Below are 10,471 nucleotides of genomic sequence, written 5' to 3'. Positions count from 1 at the left end.
CCGATTCGTCTCCCGGCGCCGGGGGGGCCCCCCCCCCCCGCGCCGGCCCCCCCCCCCCCCCCCCCCCCCCCCCCCCCCCCCGGGGGCCGCAGACGCCCGAGACGCAGAACCCGGCACCCCTAGCGCGCCCCCAACTCCCGCTCCAACGGAGTGCGAAAGCGCGGGGTCACCCGGGTGCCGCCCAGCCAGGAACCGAGCCGCCCCGCCTCCGAGGCGACAGCTTCCCGCACCTCCCGCCCCCCGAAATCGTCCAGCAACCGCCACACCACCTCACCCCCGTCCCGCTGACCCCAACCCCCCACGATCCGCCCGCCCCACCACACGGTCGGCCCGATGTTCCCGCTCCGGTCGAACAGGGCCCCCCGCACCTCGTCGGGGCAGTACCACTCCCGCTCCTGCCACCCCATGGCCGTAGGGTCGAGCGCCGGCAGAAACGCGGCGCGGGGCGCGACCTCCCCCGGCCCCTCCACCGCGTCCGGAAGCACGAACCCGACCCCGCCCCCGTCCAGGGACACGCTCACCGCCCCCATGGCGGCCAGTGCCCGCCGCACCTCGGTCACCTTCCACCCCGTCCACCACTTGAGGTCCGCCTCGGTCGCCGGCCCGCACACCGCCAGCCAGCGCCCCAGCAACTCCGCCTGCGCCTCGTCGACCGGCAGCTCCGGATGCGGCGGCGCCACCTCCCAGCGGAACTGCGACGAGGTCCAGGACCCGAGCGGCCGCCCCCGCACGACTCGCCCCTCGACCCCGAGCACCCGCATCAGCCGCGACGACACGGTCTGCAGCGCCTCGTAGCTCTTGCCGCGCCCGTACGTGAACTGCTCCCTCAGGCGCGGCTCGTCCTCGCAGAGCTCGTTCACCGTCGCCTGCCCGCGCCGCGCGAGCGCGGCCAGCGCCGATGCCTCGACCCCGTCCAGCCACGCCGGGGTGAGCCGCCCGTCGCTGCCCGCCGTCAGATCCTTGAGCAGTCCCGCCCGCGCCTTCGCCGCGACGGCCAGCCCGGTCGACGCGTGCACCGTCGCGGCCAGCTCCGTGGGGAACACGAACACCGTGTGCCGCATCCCGTGCATCCGCACCAGCGTCCGGTCCTCGTACAGCGCCCGCTCCACGTCCGCGACGGTCCCGCCCGGATCCGCGAGCCGCGCCCCGACCGCCAGGTACACCGTCGCCGGATCCGTGCCGTGCAGCGCCACGAGCGAGCGCGCGACGTCCTCGGCGCGCGCCGCCCGGACGGCGGGGGACAGGCGATGGGCGAGCACGAGCCGGGCCCGCCGCTCCTCGGTACCGATGTGCCGTGTCGTCATGGGGGCCATCCTGCCCGTCCGTCACCTGTTCGGCCCCCATGGCATGCGGGTACCCGCCGTCCCGACGTTGACTGGAGGCGAGCCGCACCGGCGGGCGGGCGAGCAGAGGTGGGTGGTCGGCATGACGGGCACACGATTCGCGGTACGGGCCACGGGCGCGGCCCTGCTCGCGGCGGCCCTGGCCGTCGGCGCGACGGCCTGCTCCGACAACGACACCAGCCCCTCCGACGTCGCCTCCAAGGGCGCCGAGATCCTGGCGTCCGCGACCGCCGAGGCCCAGAAGAAGGTCGACGAGTTCAAGAACGGCGTCGACGCGAAGAAGGACGTGAAGCTCGGCGACGTGGCCAAGGACGGCGGCCGCGCCACGGTCCCGGTGACCGTGAAGAACAGCGCCGACGCCAAGAAGTCGTACCTCGTGCTCGTCACCTTCCGGGACGCCGGCGGCAACCGCCTCGACGCGGTCGCCCTCCAGGTGAACGACGTCGGCGCCGGCGCGTCGAAGAAGGCGACCGCCCGCAGCCACCGCTCCCTCGGCGGCGACGTCACCGCCGAACTCGACCGCGCCCTGAGCCACTGACACCCGGCGGCCATGACCAGCCCCGCCGAACGCGCAGCCCAGGGCAAGCGCGCCCGCAAACACCTCGCCCGCTCCGCGCACGGCCCCTGGATCCCGGCCGCGGACCGCCCCGACCCGGTCGTCGTCCTCGAACGCCAGGGCGCCGACCGCCTCCCCGACCTGCTCCCGATCCGCTACGGCCGGATGTCCGCGAGCCCCTTCGCCTTCTACCGCGGCGCCGCCGCCGTCATGGCCGGCGACCTCGCGGCGATACCCCACACCGGCCTCAGCGTCCAACTCTGCGGCGACGCCCACCTCCTGAACTTCGGCCTGTTCGCCTCCCCCGAGCGCGCTCTCCTCTTCGACCTCAACGACTTCGACGAGACGTACCCCGGCCCCTTCGAATGGGACGTCAAACGCCTCGTAGCCTCGGTCGTCGTCGCCGCCCGCGACAACGGTCACTCGGACAAACAGGCCCACCGCGCCGCCCTCGGCGCCGCCCAGGCGTACCGCACCAACCTGCGCCGCCTCGCGGGCCTCGGCGAACTCGCCGTCTGGTACGAGCGGATCGACGCACAGGACCTGCTCCCGCTGATCCGCTCCGCCCGCGACCGGCGCCGCGTCGAGCACACCCTCGCCCAGGCCACCCGCCGCACCAGCCTCCACGCCCTCGGCAAACTCACCGAGAGCACCCCCGACGGCCGCCGCCGCATCGTCCACGACCCGCCGCTGCTCCAGCCGGCGGGGGTCACCGACGCCGCCGCCATCCGCAAGATGTTCGGCGACTACCGCTCCACGCTCACCGAGGACCGGCGCCGCCTCCTGGACCGCTACCGGTTCGTGGACGCCGCCCGCAAGGTCGTCGGCGTCGGCAGCGTCGGCACCCGCTGCTTCATCGTTCTCCTCGCGGGCCGCGACGCCGACGACCCACTCTTCCTCCAGATCAAGGAGGCGACCCGGTCCGTCGTCGAGGAGCACACCCCGTACCACGGCCCCTATCTCCACCCCGGTCACCGCGTCGTCGCCGGCCAGCGCCTGCTCCAGGCGGCGAGCGACATCTTCCTCGGCTGGATGACCGGCCCCCAGGGCCGCTCCTTCTACTGGCGCCAGCTGCGCGACATGAAGGGCTCAGCGGACGTCGGCGTCATGCGCCCCGAGGACCTGCTCGCCTACGCCCGCCTGTGCGGCACCGCCCTCTCCCGCGCCCACGCCCGCTCCGGCGACCGCATCGCCATCGCCGCCTACCTCGGCGGCTCCGACACCTTCGACCGCGCGGTCGCCGCCTTCGCCCTCCACTACGCCGACCAGACCCTCCGCGACCACGCCGGCCTCCTGGACGCGATCTCCTCCGGAGTCCTGACCGCCGCCCCCGGCATCTGACCCGCCCGTCCCCCGACAACGCGAAGGCCGCCGCTCCCCGAAGGGAAGCGGCGGCCTCTCAGCTCAGAACCTCGGTGTGACCTAGAGGTCGAAGTAGAGCTCGAACTCGTGCGGGTGCGGGCGCAGCTGGATCGGGGCGATCTCGTTGGTGCGCTTGTAGTCGATCCACGTCTCGATCAGGTCGGACGTGAAGACGCCGCCGGCCTGCAGGTACTCGTTGTCGTCCTCCAGGGCGGTCAGGACGGCCTCGAGGTTGGTCGGGACCTGGGCGACGCCCGCGTGCTCCTCGGGAGCCAGCTCGTAGAGGTCCTTGTCGATCGGCTCGGCCGGCTCGATCTTGTTCTTGACGCCGTCGAGGCCCGCGAGGAGGAGCGCCGAGAACGCCAGGTACGGGTTCGAGGACGGGTCCGGGGCGCGGAACTCGACGCGCTTGGCCTTCGGGTTCGAGCCCGTGATCGGGATGCGCATGGCCGCGGAGCGGTTGCGCTGCGAGTAGACCAGGTTGATCGGGGCCTCGAAGCCCGGGACCAGGCGGTGGTACGAGTTCACCGTCGGGTTCGTGAAGGCGAGCAGCGACGGGGCGTGCTTCAGGATGCCGCCGATGTAGTAGCGGGCGGTGTCCGACAGGCCCGCGTAGCCCTGCTCGTCGTAGAACAGCGGGACGCCGTTCGTCCACAGCGACTGGTGGACGTGCATGCCCGAGCCGTTGTCACCGAAGATCGGCTTCGGCATGAAGGTCGCGGTCTTGTTGTTGCGCCAGGCGACGTTCTTCACGATGTACTTGAAGAGCATCAGGTCGTCGGCCGCGGCCAGCAGCGTGTTGAACTTGTAGTTGATCTCGGCCTGGCCGGCGGTGCCGACCTCGTGGTGCTGGCGCTCGACCTGCAGGCCGACGTTCTCCAGCTCCAGGGAGATCTCCGAGCGCAGGTCGGCGAAGTGGTCGACCGGCGGGGCCGGGAAGTAACCACCCTTGTAGCGGACCTTGTAGCCGCGGTTGTTCTCCTCCGCACCGGTGTTCCAGGCGCCGGCCTCGGAGTCGATGTGGTAGAAGCCCTGGTTCGCGGAGGTCTCGAAGCGGACCGAGTCGAACACGTAGAACTCGGCCTCGGGGCCGAAGTACGCGGTGTCGGCGATCCCGGTCGAGGCCAGGTACGCCTCGGCCTTCTTCGCGATGTTGCGCGGGTCACGGCTGTACTGCTCGCCCGTGATCGGGTCGTGGATGAAGAAGTTGATGTTGAGCGTCTTGTCGCGGCGGAAGGGGTCCACGCGGGCCGTCGACAGGTCGGCGCGCAGCGCCATGTCGGACTCGTGGATGGCCTGGAAGCCGCGGATCGACGAACCGTCGAAGGCCAGCTCCTCGGACGGGTCGAACGCCGTCGCAGGGATCGTGAAGTGCTGCATCACGCCCGGAAGGTCACAGAACCGGACGTCGACCATCTTGACGTCCTGGTCCTTGATGAACTTCTGGACCTCGTCAGCGTTCTGGAACCCGTGCTTCTCGGACATCCAACTCCTCCTACTCCCGGCCCGGGGAGGGGCGGGGTTGCAGCTCGGTCGTCCGGCCAGTGCGGTGGCCGACACTCGGACCCGACCATAGGCAGACGGGATTTCTCCAGCATGACCCATCTGTTTCGCCGAAGTTAACCGGAGCGGGGGCCGGGGACCCCTTCCGCGGCGCTGCCAGTACCGTGGATGCGTGGACAAGAGGGAAGCAATGGGATCGTGGCTGTCCGGGCCCCGCGAGGCCCTGGAGCAGTCGGGCGCGGACTTCGGTCACCGGGGTGAGCAGCTCGGGCTGCCCGAGCACGGACCCGGCTCCATCGCCCGTCCCGGGCGGCGTATCGGGGCCCTCGCGGTGGACTGGGCGCTGTGTCTGCTGATCGCATACGGCCTGGTCACGCACGGCTATGACCAGGCTACGAGCAACTGGGCGCTGCTCATCTTCTTCGTGCTCAGCGTGCTCACCGTGGGGACGATCGGTTGCACACCCGGGAAGCGGCTGTTCGGGTTGCGGGTCGTCTCCGAGGCGGGCGGCCGCCTCGGAGTGGGCCGGGTCCTGGCCCGCTCCGTACTGCTGTGCCTGGCGGTCCCGGCCCTTGTCTGGGACCGGGACGGTCGTGGGCTGCACGACCGGATGGCCAAGTCCGTAGAGGTCCGTATCTGAGCGTCGTGGTCCGCGGGTGCGTGGGGGCTGGTCGCGCAGTTCCCCGCGCCCCTGAGATGCATGGCGCTGCGCGCCGCATCTCCCCGACCAAGGCGCCGGGTGCCTTTCATCTGGGGAAGGCGCGGCGAAGCCGCTGCCTTCCAGGGGCGCGGGGAACTGCGCGACCAGCCCCCACCGGGCCGCACTCGCCCGACGGCAGAACCCCGCACACGAAAAGGCGCCCCGAGCCAAACGGCTCAGGGCGCCATGAGTTCGGGTACGACAGCGGCTAGCGCCCCCGTCCCCCACCCTTGGGCATCCGCATACCCTTCGGCATCGGCCCCTTGGGCAACGGCATGTTCGACATCAGGTCACCCATGGCCCGCAGCCGGTCATTGGTCGCGGTCACCTGCGGCCCGGTGAGCACCCTGGGCAGCTTCAACATGGTGGTGCGGAGCTTCTTCAGCGGGGTCTGGCCCTCGCCGTCGCCCACCATGATGTCGTGGACCGGGACGTCCGACACGATCCGGGCCATCTTCTTCTTCTCGGCCGCGAGCAGCGACTTCACCCGGTTCGGGTTGCCCTCCGCGACGAGCACGATGCCGGCCTTGCCGACGGCGCGGTGCACGACGTCCTGGCTCCGGTTCATCGCGATCGCCGGGGTCGTGGTCCAGCCGCGCCCGACGTTGTCGAGCACCGCGGCCGCCGCACCCGGCTGACCCTCCATCTGCCCGAAGGCCGCCCGCTCGGCACGGCGTCCGAAGACGATCGCCATCGCGAGGAAGGCCAGCAGGAAGCCGAGAATCCCGAGATAGATGGGGTGACCGATCAGGAAGCCGATCGCGAGGAAGACACCGAAGGTGACGATTCCCACAGCCGCGAGTACAAGACCGATCTTCGGATCGGCCTTGCGGGTCATCTTGTAGGTCAGGGCGATCTGCTTGAGTCGCCCGGGGTTCGCAGCGTCCGCTGCGGGTTCCTTCCTCGCCATGCCTGAAGTCTACGTGGCCGGGAAGCATCGTCGAGGTTCGGGGCACCGGCCCCGGGCTCGCTCAGCCCTCGGCGACGGCGGAGTCGAGCACCCGCTGGGCCTCGACGCGGTCCTTGGCGCGGCGGCGGTCCTCCAGGACGGAGGTCCAGGCGTTGCGCCGCGCGGTGCGCTGGCCGCCGCTCATGAGGAGCGACTCCATGGCCCGCAGGGCGTCGGTGAAGGTCGGAATGGCGGTGGCGCGAACGGGCGCGGCCTGCATGGTCGAGGTCCCCCCTCGGGAGCGGTTCACGGTGTGGGCCCCTTGTCGGCACGGGTGCACGAGCTGTGATTTCAGGGTCACTCACTGGTGTTACCAGGCCGTGTCCGGACGGTCAAACACCTATGAAGCCTTGATGTGCGTGCCCCGAACACCGACGCGGCCCTGACGGTCCCCTCAACTGCGGGGACGGCCAGGGCCGCGCCGATCCGGCCGCTACCGGCCGGTAATGCTTTGTGCGTGAATTCACACGCTTCCCGCGCGCCGCGTCGGGCTGAGGTCAGACGGCCTGCGAGGCCACGTACGCGCCACGCTTCTCGATCGCCATCTGGTAGAGGCGGCCGGCCCGGTACGAGGAGCGGACCAGCGGGCCCGACATGACGCCCGAGAAACCGATCTGCTCGGCCTCGTCCTTGAGCTCGACGAACTCCTCCGGCTTCACCCAGCGCTCCACGGGGTGGTGGCGCACCGACGGACGCAGGTACTGCGTGATCGTGATGAGCTCGCAGCCCGCCTCGTGCAGCTGGCGCAGCGCCTCGGAGACCTCTTCACGGGTCTCGCCCATGCCGAGGATCAGGTTCGACTTCGTCACCAGGCCGTACTCGCGGGCCTCGGTGATCACCTTGAGCGAGCGCTCGTAGCGGAAGCCGGGGCGGATGCGCTTGAAGATCCGGGGGACCGTCTCGACGTTGTGCGCGAAGACCTCGGGGCGGGACGAGAAGACCTCGGCCAGCTGCTCGGGCACCGCGTTGAAGTCCGGGGCCAGGAGCTCGACCTTGGTGCGGCCGTCGGCGCGCTCCGCGGTCTGGGCGTGGATCTGGCGGACCGTCTCCGCGTACAGCCAGGCGCCGCCGTCCTCCAGGTCGTCGCGGGCGACGCCGGTGATCGTGGCGTAGTTCAGGTCCATCGTGACGACGGACTCGCCGACGCGGCGCGGCTCGTCGCGGTCGAGGGCCTCGGGCTTGCCGGTGTCGATCTGGCAGAAGTCACAGCGCCGCGTGCACTGGTCGCCGCCGATGAGGAACGTGGCCTCGCGGTCCTCCCAGCACTCGTAGATGTTGGGACAGCCCGCCTCCTGGCAGACCGTGTGCAGGCCCTCGGACTTCACGAGGTTCTGCATCTTGGTGTACTCGGGGCCCATTTTCGCCCGGGTCTTGATCCACTCGGGCTTGCGCTCGATGGGGGTCTGAGCGTTACGGACCTCCAGGCGCAGCATCTTGCGTCCGTCGGGTGCGACTGCGGACACGACCGGCTCCCTAAAGCTTTGATTCCTCGGCGTACATCAGGGTACGCCCGTGACATTCATGGCCCTCACGGGTGGCCAACCTGTGGCCTCGGGGCCCTATTCCGGTCGACCCGTCAGGCGGCGGTGCCCGCGGTGTCCGGCTCGACGACGCGCGGCTTCAAGTCGGCGTTCCCGAGCACGTCCTGGAGGTGCTTCTCCGCGATCGGCAGGACCTCGTCCATGGTGACCTCGCGACCCAGCTCGTACGAGAGCGAGGTCACACCGGCGTCGCGGATGCCGCACGGGATGATCTTGTCGAAGTTCGAGGTGTCCGGGTTCACGTTGAGCGCGAAGCCGTGCATCGTGACGCCCTTGGCGACGCGGATGCCCATGGCGCAGATCTTGCGGTCCTCGTGGCGCTGGCCCGCGTTCGACGGCGCGTACTCGGGGCCGACCAGGCGGTGGTCGAACTCCTCGTCCTCGCTGCTCAGCCGCGGGTCGAAGTCGAGGGACAGGCCGCCCAGGCCCGTGCGCTCCTCGATCGGGTCGCCCAGGACCCAGACGCCGGCCCGGCCCTCGACGCGGGCCGCCGTCACGCCGAACTCGGCGCAGACCGCGATCATCGCGTCCTCCAGGCGGCGCAGATGCGCGACCACGTCCACCGGGCGCGGCAGCTTCTGGATCGGGTAGCCGACCAGCTGGCCCGGGCCGTGCCAGGTGATCTTGCCGCCGCGGTCCACGTCGATCACCGGGGTGCCGTCCAGTGGACGCTCCTCCGGGGCCGTGCGGCGGCCCGCCGTGTAGACCGGCGGGTGCTCCAGGAGCAGACAGGTGTCGGGCACCTCGTCGGCGAAACGGGCGGCGTGCACACGGCGCTGCTCGTCCCAGGCGACCTGGTACTCGACCATGTCCGCACCGAACCCCATGCGGACGAACCGGAACTCACTCACGGCAAGTGCCTCCCTTAAAAACCTTCACCGTGCACATATCGCGCCCCGAGCCACTGTACGTCCGCCCGGATCGCGGGCCGCTGCGTCAGTGACTCCGTCCCATCGTCACACGATCGGATGAAGGCCTGGCCAGAACCCCGCCCAGACCTGGTATCGCCGCTAAATTCACGCCGTTCCAAGGGGGCTGCAGCGCGGCCCGGAAGGCAGGAGACCGCACAGCTGATGACGGAACGACCTCCGCAGCGCACACCGAACCGCCAGCTCGCCGCGCTCATCGCGGAGGCGGGTTTCTCCAACGCGGGGCTCGCCCGCCGCGTCGACCAGCTCGGCCTCGAACACGGTCTCGACCTGCGCTACGACAAGACGTCGGTGACCCGGTGGCTGCGCGGGCAGCAGCCCCGCGGCACCACCCCCGCGCTCATCGCCGAGGTGTTCACCCGGCGCCTGGGCCGCCGCCTGTCCGCCCAGGACCTGGGCCTCGACGCCTGCGCGCCCGTCTACGCGGGCCTGGAGTTCGCGGCCTCGCCCGAGGAGGCCGTCGACATCGTCAGCGGCCTGTGGCGCAAGGACTCCGGCAGCCACGCCGAGCTCCGCAAGATCGCCTTCACCCCGGCCGGGCTCGTCGTGCCCAGCCGGGACTGGCTGATCGGCCGCCCCGACGAGCGCGTCGCCCGCGGCGAGGCCCCGCACCGCGTCCCGACGCAGGGCCGCCCCGCCGCCGTGCCCCGCCAGCGCCTGCAGGCCGAGCGCGGCGCCGGGCAGAAGGTATCCGGCGGCGACATCGCCGCGCTGCGCTCGGTCGGCGAGCTGTTCCGCGCCCTCGACCACGCCTACGGCGGCGGCCACGCCCGCCAGGCCCTGGTGCGCTACCTGGAGCACGAGGCCGAGCCCATGCTCCGCGGCACGTACGGGGAGCAGACCGGGCGCAGACTGTTCGCCGCCGTCGCCGATCTGACCCGCCTCGCGGGCTGGACCTCGTACGACATCGCGGCGCACGGGCTCGCGCAGCGGTACTTCGTGCAGGCGCTGCGGCTCTCGCAGGCGGCCGGGGACCGGGGCTACGGGTCCTACGTGCTGGTCACGATGAGCCGGCAGGCCGTCTACCTCGGGCACGGCCGGGAGGCGGTGCAGCTGGCGCGGGTCGCGCAGCAGGGCATCGGGGCCGCGGCGCCGCCCGTGGTGCAGGCGCTGCTGCACTCCGTGGAGGCGCGCGGGCACGGGGTGCTCGGCGAGGTGCGGGCCTGCACGGCGTCGCTGGTGCGGGCCGAGCGGGCGCTGGAGGCGGTGCGGCCGGGGGACGAGGTGCCGTCGTGGGCGCGGTTCTTCGACGAGGCCCAGCTCGCCGACGAGTTCGGGCACTGCCACCGGGACCTCCAGCAGTACCGGGCCGCCGCGCAGCACGCCGAGCGGTCGCTCCAGCTGCGGGCGCCCGGGTTCGCGCGCAGCCGGCTGTTCTGCCGGGTCGTCCTCGCCTCCGCCCGGCTCGGCCTCGGCGAGCTGGACTCGGCGTGCGCCCTGGGCGCGGAGGCGGCCACGGCGGCGGCCGACATGCGTTCGGTGCGGGCGCACGAGTACGTCCGGGAGTTCGAGCGGCGGCTCGAGCCGTACCGCGACGCGGGACCGGTGCGCGGGTACCGGGAGCGGGTCGCCGCGCTGGGATGAGCGC

At 71.7% G+C, this 10,471-nt stretch carries 10 protein-coding genes; 4 read left to right on the top strand and 6 right to left on the bottom strand.

The genetic code is table 11. The annotated features are described in order from the left end of the window. Window positions 1-119 precede the first annotated feature (119 nt). Window positions 120-1,304, bottom strand: coding sequence for a winged helix DNA-binding domain-containing protein (locus ACIBTU_RS16935; RefSeq protein WP_399126958.1), 1,185 nt, complete (start codon window positions 1,302-1,304; stop codon window positions 120-122). A gap of 121 nt (window positions 1,305-1,425) precedes the next feature. On the opposite strand from ACIBTU_RS16935, the gene ACIBTU_RS16930 reads away from it, so the two are divergent. Beyond that, on the top strand, window positions 1,426-1,881 hold the full coding sequence (locus tag ACIBTU_RS16930; RefSeq protein ID WP_399126957.1) for a hypothetical protein: 456 nt from the start codon (window positions 1,426-1,428) through the stop codon (window positions 1,879-1,881). Between the two features lie 12 nt (window positions 1,882-1,893). Next, entirely contained in the window at window positions 1,894-3,240 is a 1,347-nt protein-coding gene (locus tag ACIBTU_RS16925; protein ID WP_399126956.1) for a DUF2252 domain-containing protein, read from the top strand. An 81-nt stretch (window positions 3,241-3,321) separates the two neighbouring features. On the opposite strand, the gene glnA is transcribed toward ACIBTU_RS16925, so the two are convergent. Further along, window positions 3,322-4,746 carry a type I glutamate--ammonia ligase gene (gene glnA, locus ACIBTU_RS16920; RefSeq protein ID WP_399126954.1) on the bottom strand — a complete coding sequence of 475 codons (1,425 nt, stop codon included), beginning with the start codon at window positions 4,744-4,746 and terminating at the stop codon, window positions 3,322-3,324. Window positions 4,747-4,936: 190 nt separating this feature from the next. Between glnA and ACIBTU_RS16915 the strand changes: the two genes are divergently transcribed. Next, a complete protein-coding gene (locus tag ACIBTU_RS16915) occupies window positions 4,937-5,404 on the top strand; it encodes an RDD family protein (protein ID WP_399126953.1) in 468 nt (155 codons plus the stop codon). Window positions 5,405-5,672: 268 nt separating this feature from the next. Here the strand turns inward: ACIBTU_RS16915 and ACIBTU_RS16910 are convergent, their stop codons facing one another. From ACIBTU_RS16910 to lipB, 4 genes are all read right to left on the bottom strand, one after another. Continuing rightward, entirely contained in the window at window positions 5,673-6,374 is a 702-nt protein-coding gene (locus tag ACIBTU_RS16910) for a DUF4191 domain-containing protein (protein ID WP_399126952.1), read from the bottom strand. 61 nt (window positions 6,375-6,435) lie between these two features. After that, window positions 6,436-6,633: a hypothetical protein gene (locus ACIBTU_RS16905; RefSeq protein ID WP_399127022.1), complete on the bottom strand. Its 198-nt coding sequence runs from the start codon at window positions 6,631-6,633 to the stop codon at window positions 6,436-6,438. 277 nt (window positions 6,634-6,910) lie between these two features. Next, window positions 6,911-7,876, bottom strand: coding sequence for a lipoyl synthase (gene lipA, locus ACIBTU_RS16900; RefSeq protein ID WP_399126951.1), 966 nt, complete (start codon window positions 7,874-7,876; stop codon window positions 6,911-6,913). Between the two features lie 113 nt (window positions 7,877-7,989). Continuing rightward, window positions 7,990-8,805, bottom strand: a complete 816-nt coding sequence (gene lipB, locus ACIBTU_RS16895) for a lipoyl(octanoyl) transferase LipB (protein WP_399126949.1) — start codon at window positions 8,803-8,805, stop codon at window positions 7,990-7,992. A gap of 222 nt (window positions 8,806-9,027) precedes the next feature. Here lipB and ACIBTU_RS16890 point away from each other — a divergent pair, with 222 nt between their 5' ends. Next, window positions 9,028-10,467, top strand: coding sequence for a regulator (locus ACIBTU_RS16890; protein ID WP_399126948.1), 1,440 nt, complete (start codon window positions 9,028-9,030; stop codon window positions 10,465-10,467). Window positions 10,468-10,471: the final 4 nt, after the last annotated feature.

The organism is Streptomyces sp. NPDC050145 (assembly GCF_044460245.1).
In the GTDB taxonomy this organism is placed as follows: Bacteria; Actinomycetota; Actinomycetes; order Streptomycetales; family Streptomycetaceae; genus Streptomyces.
The sequence above is the reverse complement of the archived record's forward strand: the minus strand, read 5'-3'. Positions and strand labels throughout refer to the sequence as shown.